Source organism: Niastella yeongjuensis (assembly GCF_900110245.1).
Lineage (GTDB): Bacteria > Bacteroidota > Bacteroidia > Chitinophagales > Chitinophagaceae > Niastella > Niastella yeongjuensis.
Window position 1 is genome coordinate 79,898 of sequence record NZ_FOCZ01000006.1, and the last position, 16,006, is coordinate 95,903.

At 44.1% G+C, this 16,006-nt stretch carries 15 protein-coding genes; 5 read left to right on the top strand and 10 right to left on the bottom strand.

What is annotated here, in order from left to right:
- Positions 1 to 3 precede the first annotated feature (3 nt).
- From BMX95_RS17220 to BMX95_RS17230, 3 genes are all read left to right on the top strand, one after another.
- Positions 4 to 708: a nucleotidyltransferase family protein gene (locus BMX95_RS17220; protein ID WP_081202796.1), complete on the top strand. Its 705-nt coding sequence runs from the start codon at positions 4 to 6 to the stop codon at positions 706 to 708.
- 12 nt (positions 709 to 720) lie between these two features.
- On the top strand, positions 721 to 1,278 hold the full coding sequence (locus BMX95_RS17225; protein WP_081202795.1) for a D-glycero-alpha-D-manno-heptose-1,7-bisphosphate 7-phosphatase: 558 nt from the start codon (positions 721 to 723) through the stop codon (positions 1,276 to 1,278).
- 95 nt (positions 1,279 to 1,373) lie between these two features.
- On the top strand, positions 1,374 to 2,414 hold the full coding sequence (locus BMX95_RS17230) for a hypothetical protein (protein ID WP_081202794.1): 1,041 nt from the start codon (positions 1,374 to 1,376) through the stop codon (positions 2,412 to 2,414).
- Between the two features lie 3 nt (positions 2,415 to 2,417).
- Here the strand turns inward: BMX95_RS17230 and BMX95_RS17235 are convergent, their stop codons facing one another.
- Together BMX95_RS17235 and lepA are read right to left on the bottom strand one after the other, a co-directional pair.
- On the bottom strand, positions 2,418 to 3,053 hold the full coding sequence (locus BMX95_RS17235) for a PH domain-containing protein (protein WP_081202793.1): 636 nt from the start codon (positions 3,051 to 3,053) through the stop codon (positions 2,418 to 2,420).
- A gap of 721 nt (positions 3,054 to 3,774) precedes the next feature.
- Positions 3,775 to 5,568, bottom strand: a complete 1,794-nt coding sequence (gene lepA / locus BMX95_RS17245; protein ID WP_081202791.1) for a translation elongation factor 4 — start codon at positions 5,566 to 5,568, stop codon at positions 3,775 to 3,777.
- Between the two features lie 112 nt (positions 5,569 to 5,680).
- Here lepA and BMX95_RS17250 point away from each other — a divergent pair, with 112 nt between their 5' ends.
- Positions 5,681 to 6,526, top strand: coding sequence for a sigma-70 family RNA polymerase sigma factor (locus BMX95_RS17250; RefSeq protein ID WP_081202790.1), 846 nt, complete (start codon positions 5,681 to 5,683; stop codon positions 6,524 to 6,526).
- A 62-nt stretch (positions 6,527 to 6,588) separates the two neighbouring features.
- Here BMX95_RS17250 and BMX95_RS17255 read toward each other — a convergent pair whose 3' ends face one another.
- The 4 genes from BMX95_RS17255 to BMX95_RS17270 form a co-directional block, all read right to left on the bottom strand.
- On the bottom strand, positions 6,589 to 7,062 hold the full coding sequence (locus BMX95_RS17255) for a hypothetical protein (RefSeq protein ID WP_081202789.1): 474 nt from the start codon (positions 7,060 to 7,062) through the stop codon (positions 6,589 to 6,591).
- A gap of 29 nt (positions 7,063 to 7,091) precedes the next feature.
- Positions 7,092 to 7,565 (bottom strand): hypothetical protein, encoded by a 474-nt coding sequence (locus tag BMX95_RS17260; RefSeq protein ID WP_081202788.1) that lies wholly within the window; start codon positions 7,563 to 7,565, stop codon positions 7,092 to 7,094.
- 33 nt (positions 7,566 to 7,598) lie between these two features.
- On the bottom strand, positions 7,599 to 8,012 hold the full coding sequence (locus BMX95_RS17265) for a hypothetical protein (protein ID WP_133053992.1): 414 nt from the start codon (positions 8,010 to 8,012) through the stop codon (positions 7,599 to 7,601).
- A gap of 87 nt (positions 8,013 to 8,099) precedes the next feature.
- Positions 8,100 to 8,633 (bottom strand): hypothetical protein, encoded by a 534-nt coding sequence (locus BMX95_RS17270; protein WP_081202786.1) that lies wholly within the window; start codon positions 8,631 to 8,633, stop codon positions 8,100 to 8,102.
- Between the two features lie 233 nt (positions 8,634 to 8,866).
- Here BMX95_RS17270 and BMX95_RS17275 point away from each other — a divergent pair, with 233 nt between their 5' ends.
- Positions 8,867 to 9,202: a DUF6686 family protein gene (locus BMX95_RS17275; RefSeq protein WP_081202785.1), complete on the top strand. Its 336-nt coding sequence runs from the start codon at positions 8,867 to 8,869 to the stop codon at positions 9,200 to 9,202.
- 746 nt (positions 9,203 to 9,948) lie between these two features.
- Here the strand turns inward: BMX95_RS17275 and BMX95_RS17285 are convergent.
- The 4 genes from BMX95_RS17285 to BMX95_RS17300 form a co-directional block, all read right to left on the bottom strand.
- Complete coding sequence (locus tag BMX95_RS17285) at positions 9,949 to 10,476, bottom strand: hypothetical protein (RefSeq protein WP_090519492.1); 528 nt, start codon at positions 10,474 to 10,476, stop codon at positions 9,949 to 9,951.
- A 31-nt stretch (positions 10,477 to 10,507) separates the two neighbouring features.
- Positions 10,508 to 11,530 carry a mandelate racemase/muconate lactonizing enzyme family protein gene (locus BMX95_RS17290; protein WP_081202783.1) on the bottom strand — a complete coding sequence of 341 codons (1,023 nt, stop codon included), beginning with the start codon at positions 11,528 to 11,530 and terminating at the stop codon, positions 10,508 to 10,510.
- Positions 11,531 to 11,602: 72 nt separating this feature from the next.
- Entirely contained in the window at positions 11,603 to 14,290 is a 2,688-nt protein-coding gene (locus BMX95_RS17295; protein WP_081202782.1) for a 4-alpha-glucanotransferase, read from the bottom strand.
- A 479-nt stretch (positions 14,291 to 14,769) separates the two neighbouring features.
- Positions 14,770 to 15,960 carry a L,D-transpeptidase family protein gene (locus BMX95_RS17300; RefSeq protein WP_081202780.1) on the bottom strand — a complete coding sequence of 397 codons (1,191 nt, stop codon included), beginning with the start codon at positions 15,958 to 15,960 and terminating at the stop codon, positions 14,770 to 14,772.
- Between the last annotated feature and the right edge of the window lie 46 nt (positions 15,961 to 16,006).

A 16,006-nucleotide genomic window follows, 5' to 3' on the forward strand; every position in this document is an offset into this window, starting at 1 on the left:
AATATGATCAAAGAATGTATCATTCTCGCCGGTGGATTGGGCACACGCCTGCGCGGCGCGGTTCCCGATCTGCCGAAATGTATGGCACCCGTAGCCGGCAAGCCTTTCCTGGCGCATGTTATCGGTTATTTCCGGAACCAGGGTGTTGAAAAATTCATCTTTTCCCTGGGCTATAAACATGAAGTGATACAGGATTACCTGGAAGCCGAATACCCCGCTTTACATAAACAATATGTAATTGAAAAAGATCCCCTGGGTACCGGTGGCGCCATTCAACTGGCCTGCCGGCAGGCTTCAGAAAAAAATGTGCTGATCCTGAATGGAGATACGCTGTTCTCCATTCAATTACCGGCCCTCACTGCCATTCATGAGCAACGGAAAGCCCATTGTACTTTAGCCTTAAAGCCAATGCAGCATTTCGATCGCTATGGAGTGGTTGAAATGGCCGACAATGGTGCCATAAAAAGCTTTAAGGAAAAGCAGTTTTATGAAAGCGGATTGATCAATGGCGGTATTTATGCATTACAGGTAGAACCGTTTTTGAAAGAAGGCTTACCTGAGATCTTTTCTTTTGAAAAAGATTACCTGGAAAAATTATACAAGGTACGACCCATGTATGGCGTTGTACAGGACGAATACTTTATTGACATCGGCATACCCGAAGATTTTGAAAAAGCAAACCGCGAACTGGTAAATTCCGGTAAGTAATAACCCAACGTAATGTTAGACCTTAAAAAGATTGACAGATCCTGGACTTTATTTCTCGATCGTGATGGTGTAATAAATATTGAGAAGTACCAGGATTATGTGTATACCTACGATGAGTTTATTTTTTATGAAGGCGTACAGGATGCAATAAAGGCATTGTCAGCATTGTTTGGCCTGGTAATATTGACCACCAACCAGCGTGGCGTTGGCCGTGGACTGATGACTGAAGCTGCGCTGCAGGATATTCATACCCAAATGACCCGCGATATAGTGGGCACAGGCGGCCGCATAGATCACATTTATTACTGTGTAGCCAATGACCCATATGACCCCAATCGCAAGCCCAATCCCGGAATGATTTACCAGGCTAAAAAGGATTTTCCGGCCATTGACCTGCAAAAATCATTGATAGTGGGGAACAATATGAGCGATATGGAATTTGGCCGGAACGGTGGCATTCATACCGTATTTGTAAAGACCACCCACCCCGATCAGGCAATACCCCACCCTGCTATTGACCTGGCATTTAATTCATTACCCGATTTTGCAAAAGCTTTACCCGTTAAATAAAATTTTACCAACCCTTTCACGTTCCTGTTGGGGAAACCCGGTGGGTATGGTTGTAATTTTGCAAAGACCACCCCGGTTCACGTTGAATTAAATATATGAATTACCGTTATACTAAATATTTTGTTAGCATTTTGCTGTTAATGGGCCTGATGGGCATTGTGCCGGCATTTGCCCAACAGAAAATAGCTGCTGCCGATACCAAAGAGTTGCTGAAAAAAGAAGATACGCTACAAAAGTTGTCTGCGAATATGGTGTTCAGTGAGCAGGCCGCTGATCGTTTTCGGTCAGACAGCGTGTTTACCCGCACCTTTGTAAGGGCGTTGAAAATAAAGAACTCGTTCTATTTCCCCTTCGATTCATTGAATATCTCAAAGCTATATTCTCCTGATAGTAGCTTTCGCATCTTTACCTGGCAGCTGAAAAAGGATGAGTATGTGTATTTGCAGAAAGGCGCCATTCAAATGAATTTGCCGGATGGTTCACTGAAATTATTTCCGCTGTTCGATTATTCCATGTTTACCGCCAAACCACTGGATAGTGTACGTACCCGTAATAACTGGATAGGTGCCATCTACTACAAGATCATTGCCAAAGAATACAACGGCGTGAAATATTACACCTTGCTGGGCTTTGATGATTTTAGTGTAAACAGCAACCGCAAATGGATGGAGGTGATGCATTTCAACGAACGTGGGGAACCGGTTTTTGGTGGCTCCATGATCTCGTTTAAAGAAGATTCGGTTAAGAAACCCGTTCAGAACCGCTTCAATATTGAATACAAAAAAGAAGCAAAGACCTTCTTTAATTATGATCCGGATAAAGACATGATCGTATTTGATCACCTGATCTCGGAAAGCAATGAGCCGGAAAGAAAATCTACTTATATCCCCGATGGTGATTTTGAAGCTTTCAAATGGCAAAATGGCCAATGGGTACACGTACCCCGCCTCGACTTTGAATTTAAACTGAAAGATGGTGATTTCCCAACCCAGTCAGCCATTTTAGATGACGCCGGTAATGCCAATGAACAGCGATTGGAAGAAGCATCCCGCAGGAATATGGAAAAGGGCGCCGGGGGAAATGCTTCGCCAGCAACGGCACCTAAAAAAGCCACAGCGCCTAAAAAGAAAGGATAACCATTAACTGAGCAATTTATTCTTAGCTTTTATATACTCTTCTTCGGAGATAATGCCCTGTTGTTTTAACTGGTGCAGTTTCTCCAGTTCAGAAGCTATGCCCCCACTGGTTGAACCAGACGAGTATTTAACCTCTCCGGCCTGAATTCCCATGGCTGTAGCCATATGCTGGGCCTGGTTGGCCAGTTGAATGTTCTTGTATTCGGCCTGTGCCAGTGTGATGGTATCTTTCAGGCGTTTAGGGCCATGTACATTGTAATAATCAGTAGCGCCGATCTCTGCAGCTGTTTGTATTTCAACGTGCCCAAAATTCAGGATACGGCCCCAGACCGATTGGTCGTACGAGACGTTATTTATCTTTTCGAGCGGGCTTTCCTTGGCAAAATGGTTCAGCAAACCGGCTTCATCAATAACCCGGAAGTTGGTGACCACCCAGATATTCACTTTCCAGGAAAAGTATACTATTAAGTAATAAAGGGAGCCTATGACGGCGGTTATCCAGCCCCAATTGTCTAAAAAGCCAATAAGAAAAGCACCTACCCAACCGGCTAATGCTATAATTACCGGAAGAATGAGTTTAACCCAACTGGTATGGGTAACCAGTAAGATCTGTTCGCCTTTTTGAAGAGGTGTACGCATAATGTAAGTTAGAAACAATAAACATTGAAAAATACAGACTGGCCAAACATGGGAAAAATATTTTGAATATAGGAAAAAGAATGTATATTTATGTTGGATCAGTCTGCGGATTGGACCGTCCCGGTAGTCATCGCTACCGGTCTTTTTATTTTATAAAGGTGCCTAACGATACTCTTCGACGGTTTATTGATTACCCGGCAGTAGTTAAAAAAACAATTTGAATACAGGGAAAAAGATGTATATTCGTATTGGCTCAGGCTGCGGCGTGGACCATACCGGTGGTGACGACTACCGGGTTTTTTATTTTATATAGGTACCAATTCGCTTATAGTCTACCCAAATTTCTGCTTTTTTAAATTTCCTATGCTCTTTAAATCGAGCTTGAATATTTACTTCTACAAATTTGATATTAACTTCTTTGGAAAAAAAGATAATTAATGAATCAGCTTGTTCCTGTCCTTTTCTAATTCTAGTATCTATATTAAGAAATTTATAAGGCCACTTTGGCGATTCCACTTCCCAGTATTCCCCATTAATCCTGATAGTCTAAGTTAACATAGTTCCAATAATTTTAAATTATTGGAATCCCCCTGTGTTACCTATAGCAGTCTCATAGGTTACGATTCCTCCCCCCCCCCCGATATTACGATTATTTCATATAATAAAAAAGCCCCGATAGTAAAATCGGGGCTGAAATTCGTTTATCTGTTAAGGTTGCCGATCAATCATCGAGCTTCAATACAGCCAGGAAGGCTTCCTGTGGTACCTCTACGCTACCGATCTGGCGCATACGCTTCTTACCTTCTTTCTGTTTCTCCAACAGTTTACGTTTACGGCTGATGTCACCACCATAACATTTGGCGGTAACGTCTTTACGCATGGCGCTGATGGTTTCGCGGGCCAGTACTTTGGCACCAACGGCGGCCTGTATGGCTATCTGGAATTGCTGACGGGGCAATAATTCTTTCAGTTTTTCACAAAGCTTACGACCGAAATCCTGGGAGCGGCCACGGTGGATCAATGCACTCAGGGCATCCACTTTGTCGCCATTCAACAGGATATCCATCTTCACGATATCGCTTTCGCGGTAGCCGATAGGATGGTAATCGAATGAAGCATATCCACGGGTCTGGCTCTTCAATTTATCGTAGAAGTCAAAAACGATCTCTGTCAGGGGCATTTCGAACTGCAGCTCCACGCGGGTGGTGGTCAGGTAGCTTTGGTTCATCAGGATACCCCGTTTGCCCAGGCAAAGCGTCATGATATTACCGATGTACTCGGGTTTGGTAATGATCTGGGCTTTGATGTATGGTTCTTCTATCCTGTCTGTTTTTACAGGATCAGGGAATTCTGTCGGGTTGTTCACAATAACCTTTGCACCGTTTGTAGTGTAAGCAATAAAGCTTACGTTAGGAACGGTGGTGATCACGGTTTGGTTAAACTCACGTTCCAGCCTTTCCTGGATGATCTCCATGTGCAACATTCCCAGGAAACCGCATCGGAAACCGAAGCCGAGGGCCTGTGAGGTTTCCAGTTCATAAGTAAGGGAAGCGTCGTTCAACTGCAGTTTGTCCATGCAGTCACGCAATTCCTCAAAATCATCTGTATTTACCGGAAAGATCCCGGCGAATACCATTGGTTTCACTTCCTGGAAACCTTTGATCATTTCCTGGGTAGGATTATTTTTGAGGGTAATGGTATCACCCACTTTTACTTCTTTTGCATTTTTGATACCGGTAATGAGGTATCCTACATCGCCTGCACCAACTTCCTTTTTTTCTGTCATCTTCAATTTGAGGATACCCACTTCAGCGGCCTCATAATCAGCGTCGGTAGACACAAATTTTACGATATCGCTTTTGCGGATGGTGCCATTCAATACCCGGAAGTACACGATAATACCACGGAAAGAGTTGAACACGCTATCGAAGATAAGCGCCTGTAAAGGCTTTGCCGGATCGCCTTCGGGGGCAGGTATGCGTTCTACAATGGCTTGCAAAATGCCTTCAATACCAATACCGGTACGTCCGCTGGCCAGCAGGATGTCTTCCGGTTTGCACCCGATCAGTTCAATGATCTGGTCTTTTACCTCATCGATCATAGCGCCATCCATATCAATTTTATTGATTACGGGGATGATCTCCAGGTCGTTATCGATAGCGAGGTACAGGTTGCTGATCGTTTGGGCCTGAATACCCTGGGTGGCGTCAACCAGCAGCAGGGCACCTTCACAGGCGGCCAGTGCGCGGCTAACTTCGTAGCTGAAATCTACGTGACCGGGCGTATCAATCAGGTTCAGGATATACTCCTGACCATCAGTATGTTTATAATTGATCTGAATGGCATGGCTCTTAATAGTGATCCCTTTTTCCCTTTCCAGGTCCATATCATCCAGTACCTGGTCCATCATTTCCCGTTCACTGATCGTGTTGGTGGTTTGTAACAGTCTGTCTGCCAGGGTACTTTTACCGTGGTCGATATGGGCGATAATGCAAAAATTGCGGATATTCTTCATTAAGTCGATTGTCTCCTTTAAATACCCGCAAAAGTAACTGATTTTAGTGGGATTACAGAGAGAAAGTCGGGTGATTTCACGTTAAGGTTTTAGCCCTTCCCTACATTTGCATATGGATTCCCTGCGACCTTTACTCACTTCCTACGCATATAACATCCTCGGCTCCTACGAGGATGCGAAAGACATTGTACAGGATGTTTTATTGGAGATGATCAATCGTACAGGTGCTGATATTCAGAATGAAAAGGCGTATTTGACCCGGTCGGTGATCAACCGCGCCATCAATGCGCGTAACCGCTTACAAAAGATGCAATCAGGGTATCCCGGCAGTTGGTTGCCTGAACCGGTGGCTGCTGAAACTGCCGATGGCGACCTGAACCGGAAAGACATTCTCTCCTACTCCCTGATGGTTCTGCTTGAAAGGCTGGACGCCAAACAGCGGGCTGTTTTTATATTAAAAGAAGCATTCAATTACGAGCATGAGGAGATTGCCGAAGTACTGGACATCAGCGTTGAAAATTCAAGAAAAATACTGAGTCGTGCCCGGGCAATCCTTCATAACGAGCCTATAAGCGAAGTGGTAAAAGTGCCGGCAGATTTCCTCGATAAGTACATGGAGGTCATTCACAGCCGGGATATTAAAAAGCTGGAACAACTGCTGAGCGATGATGTGCTGGTAGTTGCCGATGGTGGCGGCAAGGTCAGGGCTGCTATTAAACCGCTGGAGGGTATTGAAAGCGCGGCCGCATACATGTATGCGATGTATACTAAATACTACGATGTCCGACATATTGTACAGGGAAAGGTAAACCACGACCCTGCCCTGTTCTATTATGTGGATGGACAGCTCACGAATTGCCAGATCTTTGAATGGCAGGATGGAAAAATAAGACGGGTTTACTTTGTACGCAATCCCGATAAGTTGATTGCCCTGAGTAAGGAAAAAAATGACTTATAGAAGTTAAAAAGCAGGAAGTAAGAAATTGGGTCTTCCCTAACCTCCTGCTTCCTGCATTGTTCCTATGCAGCCGGATTCCTGAGCGACCAGCCATGTAACTTCAGTTCCAGAACGCCTGCATTATCTTTGCTGCCCTCTTCTTTTGTCAAAATGTCTTTATTTGATATTATATAGGTTTGTACCAAAAAGGTACCTACAAATCCAATGATTATACCGCCTATAATACCCACTACACCCCAGATACCCCAAATGGCGAACGTGAGGATTACAAAAGCTACTGCAGTAATCCAGGCAATTAATGATGCCCGGGAGGATGCATTGTCATGTATTGACCTGCAACTTGCGCATCGTGAAATTCCTACACCGACCTGTTGGTACTTGACGTAACTGTAAACAATCAAATAGGTGCTGTCTTTTGTTTTAAACATCGGGATATAATGGTTGTCGTCCATACTGGTGGAGTTTCCCGTTTTACAAAAATTACATTTTGTATCAGTCGGTTCCAGTCTTACCTCTTCTTCGTTATAATTAAACATGTATTGATATTGGTTGGTTTAATTGGGTATTACGCCGTTGGCTGGGTGAACGACCAGCCGTGTATAATTAAATCCTGCACTGCTTCGTTTTGTTTTGCGCCATCTAATTTTGTATATATTCCTTTATCTTTTATCATTTTATTGGTAAGCAATATCGTACCTCCAGCGCCAAGGAACAATCCGGGAAAAATGCCGAAGATGCCCCAAATGCCCCAGATGGCGAAAATCGATATTATTATTGCTATTGCTACCGCCCAGGAAATTTGTGCTGCCCGGCCGGCAGCCAGCACGTGTATGTTTTTGCAATCCCTGCATCTTGGAACACCTACCGGGATCTTGCTGTATTTTACGGATCGGTAAACGATCACGTTCGTTCTGTCATTCTCTTTGAACATCGGTATGAAATAGTTGTCTTCCATGCTGGTGGAATGGCCCGTTTCACAATATTGACATTTCGTGATGGTTGGTTCCAGCCGTTTTTTTTGTTTGTTGAAAATATACATAGGGTTAATTGGTTTGGTTGTTTGCTGGCTGGCTTAAGCAGTTGGCTGGGAAAACGACCAACCATTTATAACCAGGTCCTGCACCGCATCATTGTGATGGGCGCCGGTTAATTTTGAAAGAATTCCGTATCTATTAACTATTTTAACCTGCAACTTGTCTACCATTATAGTTCCTGTCATAAAGCCTGCAAATAGCCCGATCATAAGACCTATAAAAATGCCTCCCACGCCACCTGCAGATCCTATAAGAAAACTCACTGCCACGATGGCCAAAGCTGTGCCCCAGGCAATGAAGGCTGCTTTGCGGTGAGCTGCATCATGGATCTCCTTGCAGCTTCTGCATCTTGGAATGCCTACCGGTATTTTACTGTACTTTACCGACCGATAAACAAGTACATTCGTTCTGTCATTTTCTTTAAACAAGGGTATGAAATAATTGTCTTCCATACTGGTTGAATTTTCTCTTCTGCAATACTGACATTTCGTAGTTGTGGGTTCCAGTCTTTTTGTTGCTTGATTGAAATTGTACATAGTTTAATCTTCTACTTTGGCGTATACTGTTTTGGAAATAATATAATAGATAATAAAGGCCGGAACTGCTGCAATAAATATAGGGATCAGCATTTCGATCCTGATAAAACTTGTTCTACCTGAAAAATAAAAATTATAGGCAAACGGAAATACAATAGGCATTATAATGCTCCCCAAGACACCGGCTATAGGTTTGGTCTTAAATGCAAAATACCCTGTTATGCCTGAAGCCGCAATGGCAACAATATACCAGAGGGGCGATGTAATGTCGAATAATGGCCCTATTACTGATATCATCATAATAAGAATGGTAAGACCCTTACGGGCTTCTTCGCTGTTATTTCGGTTCACTACCCTGTTAAACACTTCTGTTTTGTACTCTTTGAACTCAGCTACGATCAACGCTTTTGCTTCTTCAGGCTCATAACCTTCAGCTACCAGTTTTAAAATTGCAGCTTCTGCTGAAAAACCGCCTTGGGTAAATGATTGTCTTAGTTCGTCTTTTTGTTGTGGGGTAAGGGTACGGGTTCGGCTCATTTATTGAGTGGTATTTGGTTGTTTCATATTGGAATGGATCCTTATGTATCCTATGCGTCAACAAGAAACAAATAATTAATTGAAGTTGCAAGCTTGCGCATCCCTAACCTTTTCCCTGTTGCGAAAGCGGATTTCCCTTTTTTGCAACCCCTACAGAATGGACGGAACTACTTTTGCTTTCACAAACGCATTATCAGGGCCATATTCACTCATAATTAAATCATTAATGCCTTATGTGTTCATACCAGACCTTGTTTCATAATGACGATTGCGGTTATGTGATCCTGTGCCGCGGCTGCGACTCTATACAAGTGGCTTTTGGTAATTTATTACTAACCTGGAACCGGCCTGATTTTTATGATTTCTTTCAATTTATAAAGCGGATGTTCAACGAAACACCCATTGATGCCGCCGCATTCAATAGGAAAATAGTAGCCATTCCCATTCCCTGCGAAGGGGTGCGCATTTTATTGAGCACCCGCGAGCTGCAACAACTGCATCATATGCTTGATATGGCAGAAACCGAATTGCAGTCGCAAGAGTTGATGAGCCTGCTGAGTGGCGATTAACAATAGTTACGGTAACCTATAAATGACACCCTTTATTTATGCTGTACTAACCCATACCGATAAGTATATGTGCTTATCGTTTTCAGGTGTTAATAATCAATTAGTAGAAGCTGGTTGGCCAAAACTTGGAAAGGGGTGCGCCGGCGGTGTATTTTTACATCGTTATAACAGTAGCACGTAGACCTTAAAAGACCTGAAATAATCGCAATTAAATCCTGACCTGTTAAGGCCTGATTTTACAGCAACCCTGGTAGCCCTGATTTGTAGTGTATCTAAAAATCCGTAGAAAAACTGAACCGTACCCGAATCCAGGTACTCTTTGAAACAGTAACCCGTAAATCCGTATTTCGTACCCATCCTTCAGACTGAATTTGTAGCGAAATCCAATTTAATGAAAGACCCCGTTCAATGATCCTTTTGGAAACCATCCAAAGAGATTGATCCTCCCGGTGCCGGCTAAGCCGGGATCAGGGGGATTTTTTTATTGTTTCGGATTATTTATTTGTTATATTCAAGGTGGAATCCTTAACTTCGGTTTCAGGTAAGTGATATACCTATAGCCACTCCTCCAATCGGTGTATTTTCGGTAAAGCTTCTGGATAGTTATTTTATTTCAAAAATATATGGTGTGAAAACAGCACTAAACTGGTTATTGTTATAAGGAATAAACAATAAGTCGGCACGCACATGGGAGCATAGCTTCCGGCGACACGCCCTGTTTTTGCGCAGGGCGTGTTTTATTAATACTACTCCCCTTCAACAGTATACGCAGTGATAGCAACATCCGGTTGATTCAGGCTTAAAGAGAAACTGGTAATGACATCGTTTTGGGTAAGGCGAAAATAATATTTGTCTTCTTTAACACCCCTGAATTCAAGGGAACCTGTTCCTTTGAATTCCAACGTCTGAAGGTGATTTTCATTGGTGAATAACAAAACCGTAGTGTTATTGGTAGTGAGGGATCCCATAGAGAATAGCGCATTCCCTACCCTGTAATGTTTTAAGGTGACCCGGTATTTTTTATCCCTGAAATGGATCAGTGAATCTGCTGCGAGTGCAAGACTGGGTGCTGATACCTTTCCGGATTTAAAAAGATCATTGCGGGTATATTTGAAGGAAGCCTGCCCGATACCATTAAAAAAAGTACCGGACTGCGCGGCTCCGGTCGCGGCTGATCCCATAGGAATGGGATTTGAATCAATTTCCGACTTACAGCCAATTGTAGCCAGATAGATCGTGCCTGTAAATAGTAACAATTTTATAGGTGAGTTCATGCGCATTCCCTTTTATGCTTACACCGGTAAATTACAAAAATGGTTCGGTTATTTTTATTCCCAGCCCCGGGGTTTCACTCACCGTTACCTTTCCATGCTCAAACTGTAACCCGGTAGCAATATCTTCGGCCAGTAACAACGGCCCGTCCATATCTACATAATCGAGGAGTGGATTCAGGTGGGCAATGGCAGCAGAACCAACAGTACTTTCATTCATACTGCCTACCATTACTTTCATATCCAGCTCGCGGGCCTGTTTTATCATGCGGCGGGCGGGGGTAATGCCGCTGCACTTGGTAAGCTTGATGTTAATACCATGAAAATGGCCATGGCATTTTTGTACGTCCGATTCCAGCACGCAGCTTTCATCGGCTATTAATGGTAAGGGAGATTCCTTGTGTAACCGTTTCATGCCTTCCCAATCGTCCCTGGCCAGTGGTTGCTCTACAAATTCAACGCCCAGCTCTTTCAGGGCTGGTAGTTTTTCCAGGGCCTCGGTAACCGTCCAGGCTGCATTGGCATCAACGCGCAGGATGGCATCGGTATGTTTGCGTAAGGCAGTCACTATTTCAATATCCTGGTCGGTGCCCAGTTTGATCTTGTAAATGGGCCAGGGTTTCTCCTGCATTTTCGCCACCATTTTATCGATGGTATCAATGCCAATGGTATAATCGGTGGCTGGCCCATGTTGAGCGTCCAGTCCCCATAATTTATGCAGGGGTTGGTTGCGGATCTTTCCGTACATATCCCAGGCGGCTATATCCAGTGCGCACACCAGGAAGTTATTTTGCGGGTATAAATGATGCAGGTAGTGCCAGTAACGTTCGGGATCGGTAAACGCGAATTTTTCTACAAATTGCTTCTTCTGTTCCAGGTCGGCTACCATTTTTTCAACGGGAATATTGTAATACGTGATCGCCGGTGCTTCGCCATACCCAACCGCACCTCTGTTTTCGAGCTGAACGATCAACGAGGGCTGATGGGTTTTGGTTCCTTTTGAAATGGTAAAAGGGTACCTGAAGGGTAAATTGATTGTCTTGTACGCTACTTTCATCGTGAATGGTGAATGGGCAATAATTTTATACTTTGATCAACTTGTTAACTTTTCAGCCTGTCAACTTATTTCTTATCTGCCAGAATCCTTTACATACTCTTCCAGTTCTGCATTGAATTCTTTCTCTTTTATTAGATCTTCCAATGTTACATGCATTCTGTACCGCCAGTAATATTTGGGTATGGCTGGTACGTTTATGCGTTCTTCCTGCGGGTTTTCGCGGCGCAGGGTTTCATTCATGCCTAACAGGTCCTGCAACTGAAATGTGGCCCACATAGCGGGCGATTGCAGGTGCTGTATCACAATGGCCTTGTTGATCCATGCTTCGCAGGTCGCCGGCGCTTCGCCCCATTGCCCCAGCACCGTATTAAAGAACCGTTGCGTTTTTGTGCGGTCTTCTTCCCACCAGCCTCGTATAGTGCTCATATCGTGCGTTGAGGGGGTTACCACCGATAAATACGGCGCCTGTGCCGGATGGAAGAATTCACTATGAATATCTTTGGGCATCCGTTGTATTTCCAGGCTCACAATGCCCAACTGTTTCATCACAACCGGAACGCATTTGGGTACCATACCCAGGTCTTCCCCGCAAACAAGCATGTTGGTCGACCGCTTCAGCGCCGGCAATTTACGTAACCCTTCCTGCATCCAAAAATGTTCCTGCCGCTGGTAAAAGTAATTTATATAAAGTTCCTTCAGTTTATCCTGCACATAACCTTCCAGGTGTTTGAAAGAAGTGGTGTTCTCCATACTGATCCGGAAATGGAATTCTCTTCCGTTCGATCCTGGTTGTTCAAACAAAATCACATTCGATATCAGATCGTACAACCCCTGCCGCAAGTGCTGGTTTTCTTCACTGCGTTCGAGGCCATCAAAATGTGTTTCCACCTGACGCTGCGTGGCAAATTCCGGCTTCAACGTGTACTGGTTGCCGACAGTATCCAGGTAAGGGGAGAACTTTTCTTTATTAGGGCCAAACATTTCCCATAACACTGTATCGTTGATGAATGGCTGGCAATACCTTACCGGACTGAACCAGATACCACGTTGTTCCAGCTCTTCTACATGAACAGGCAATGCAGGCACAAAAAAGCCCATAATGCCCTCTACAGCGTGTACGGGGATACTCCAGATACGGAAGAACCCAAGTATATGATCGATGCGAAAAGCATCGAAGTAATTGCTCATTTGTACAAACCGCTGGTGCCACCATTCATATCCGTCGGTAGCCATACGGTCCCAGTTATACGTAGGAAAACCCCAGTTCTGTCCGCGTACTGCAAAGTCATCTGGCGGAGCACCGGCCTGCATTTCCATGTGGTATAATTCCGGTTCAACCCAGGCATCGCTGCCATAACGGTACACGCCAATTGCTATATCCCCTTTCAGTATAACACCATTCTTATGCGCATAGGCAGCTGCCTCCTGTAACTGAGTGTGCAAATGGTATTGGGTAAAGTAATGAATAGCCACCTCGTCGTACTGTTTGCTTTTGGGTGAGGCCAGCTTTAAAATGGCTTCTTTATTGTAGATCGTATTCGTCTTCCATTGATTAAAATCGGCTGTTCCATTGCGGTCGCGCAGGCTGCAGAAAACCGCATAAGGCACCAGCCAGTGTTCGTTCTGGTAAAAGAACTTGGCGAAATCGGGGTCTTTTAACCACTCTTCTTTTTGCACCATGTACAACTCTTTTATGGCAGCCTGCTTTACATGCATCACAGCTTCGTAATCTACTTCGGACAGCTCGTTCAGTTGTACCTGCTTTTTCCTGAGCGGTTTTATGAGGTCGGCAAACTTTTTACCGGCCACTTTACTAATGTTTAAGTAAAGCGGATGCAGGGCAAAGGCCGATATAGCGGCGTAGGGATAGGAATCAACCCAGCTATGGGTGGCGGTGGTGTCATTTACCGGCAATATCTGGATCATCATCATACCGGTTTTTACGGCCCAGTCAACCAGTAATTTCAGATCGGTGAATTCACCGGTGCCAAATGAGTTCTTGCTGCGTAAGCTGAATACCGGAAGCACCACTCCTGCACCTCTCCAGGTTGCATTGGGCAGCCGTACAAAACCATCGTGCAATATGGTGAGCGTATTTACCAGGGCATCGCCATGCAGCCAGCGGTTCTCCCCCGTTTCGAACCTTACAAAGCTTTTGCTTTTTAAATTGTAGATCCCGTATTTGTATTGAATGGGGAACGATTCTTTGGGAAGATTTAGTTTAACCGTCCACCAGTTGTTTTCGCGGTGCAGCAATACCGGGTCTTCCTGGTCCCAGTCGGCCAGCACTTTGTTGCTGCCCAGCAGGCACACTACTTCATTTTTTTCCAGCAGCGGTGCTTTTACTTTAAAATAGTGGGTGGCATTTTTTACTGCTTTGGCCTTCGTACGGGTTTCATGCTCTTTGAGCAGAATTTCCTGGAAGGGATCGGTATAGAAGGCATTTTCAAATTCCCCGGCAGCGTTCCAGGTATCCATTACCCTGATCTCCTGCATGGGCTTTTTTGAGATGTCGATCGTTTTATGATCGTCCCATTCCTGCACCTGGAAGCCGTCGATGCCCTTATATATGTAACTGTAATGAATGACGTCCGTTTGGGGATTGTTAATGGTTACTGTGCCCGTCCACAGGTCGTGACTAAGCCAGGTTAAAGGGTGCGCCTTTTCAAGATCGTTATTTCCAAGCTCATCGGTATTGCCGGTTACTGAAATGGATTCGCCGGGCCGGGTATAAAATCTTATATAAAAATGGATAGTCATAATAGTGTTTTTAATGACATGCAACCGCTTTTTTTTAAAAGTGGGTAAAGCCTGATAACATGTTCATGCTCAATGTAAAATTAAAGCAAGCGTTCAATAAAATACCATTAAGAAATTAATGGTCCGGGAAATTTCAGGACAAATCAGCGAGCCACAACCGGGAGGTTTGAGATTTGAAAGATAGTAAAAAATACACACCCATTTCCTTTTTCAAAACTTTCGCACTACTTTTGCATCAAAATTTTACCAATATGGCTAATGGTTCTTCAAAATTTTTGTACTGGATCCTGTTCCTGGCATCAACTGCGGCGTTTCTTTTTGCAATTGCAACACATTTTGAATATTTGACGTTGATCCTGCCTTTCGTTTGTACTTTCTTTGTAAAGGCTTTGGACATTATCTAATTTTACGAGACTATTATATAAAAGAAATGCCCCCGGCTCAACCGGGGGCATTTTTTGTTAAGTATGTTTCGATTCTTACTGAACGGCTCCGACAACCTGCGTTTCGGGCTTTTCAATAAAAATGGTCTGTTTTAGTTTCACACTCACGGTTTGGTCGTGCTTAACGGCCGGTGTCCATTGCGGCATGTTCTCAAATGCTTCAATCAGGTGATCGTTCAGATCGTCATTGCCGCCTTTAATAACGTTGGCGTAGATCACTTTTCCTTCTTTATTGATCACAAATTCAACCATGGCAAAGGTTTTCTGCTGCTGGCCCAGGTAGGGCGCCATGTCTTTGCTCAGTTTATCAATAAAGGCCTGGAATTTATCATTGCCGCCGGGGAAAACCGGTAAGCGTTCTACCACATTGGAGATCTCATCCTGGTTATAGGTTTTGAGTGGGCGGCGTTCTTTTTTTACCACTGGTTCCGGCTCTTTATCCTTAGGTATAATACCATCTATTACATACTCCCCTTTTTTCGATACCATGATCACCGGCAGCTTGCGGGTTTTTTCAAAATAGGTGTAGGCATGTTTCAACTCATCGACCAGCGGTACGTATTCCGGAAAATCCTTTACATATTTCTTCAGGTATTCGCTGCTGCGGGGATTGTCAAAACGGATGGGGAAAATATGCACCGGAATAAAATCCTGCCCTTCGCTTTTGGCGTGTGCGGCCAGAATATACAATTCCTCTATTTGTTCATTATTAACGGGAATGCAACCGGTGGTAACGCACTTACCATGAATATAAATATCGCCACCCGGCATCAGGGAATCGCTCAGTATCCGGTCGCTGGCATTGGGGTAATTCAAGCCAAGCGACAGGTAATAATTACTTTTGGGGTTAAACTCATTGATATAATAAAAGCCTTCGGGTACCTGGTAATCGCCCTGCATGCGTTTGGGGCCCAGCGAGCCGGCCATAGCGCATACGCGATAGGTTTTAAACAGGGCGAATTGATCGTTCAGTTCCTGTTTTACCCAAACTTCTATCTGGCTGTCGTATTTAAAGGAGCGAATGTAAATGTAGCGGGCGGGCCAGGCTAAACGCTTCTCCTCAAACTGCTTCATCAAGGTGTCTTCCTTCTTTTTGATCGCATCATTGATGCGCGGGAAGCTACGTTGGTAATCTATGAAATTAATACTGGCAACTGTTGCGGTTTGCGCGGAAGCTGTTTTTACAAGGCTTATGGCCCCCAGTAATAATATGTAAGCGTATCTCATGTAAGTTAACTGGGATAATAACGTTAAATAGGTTATGATTATTTAC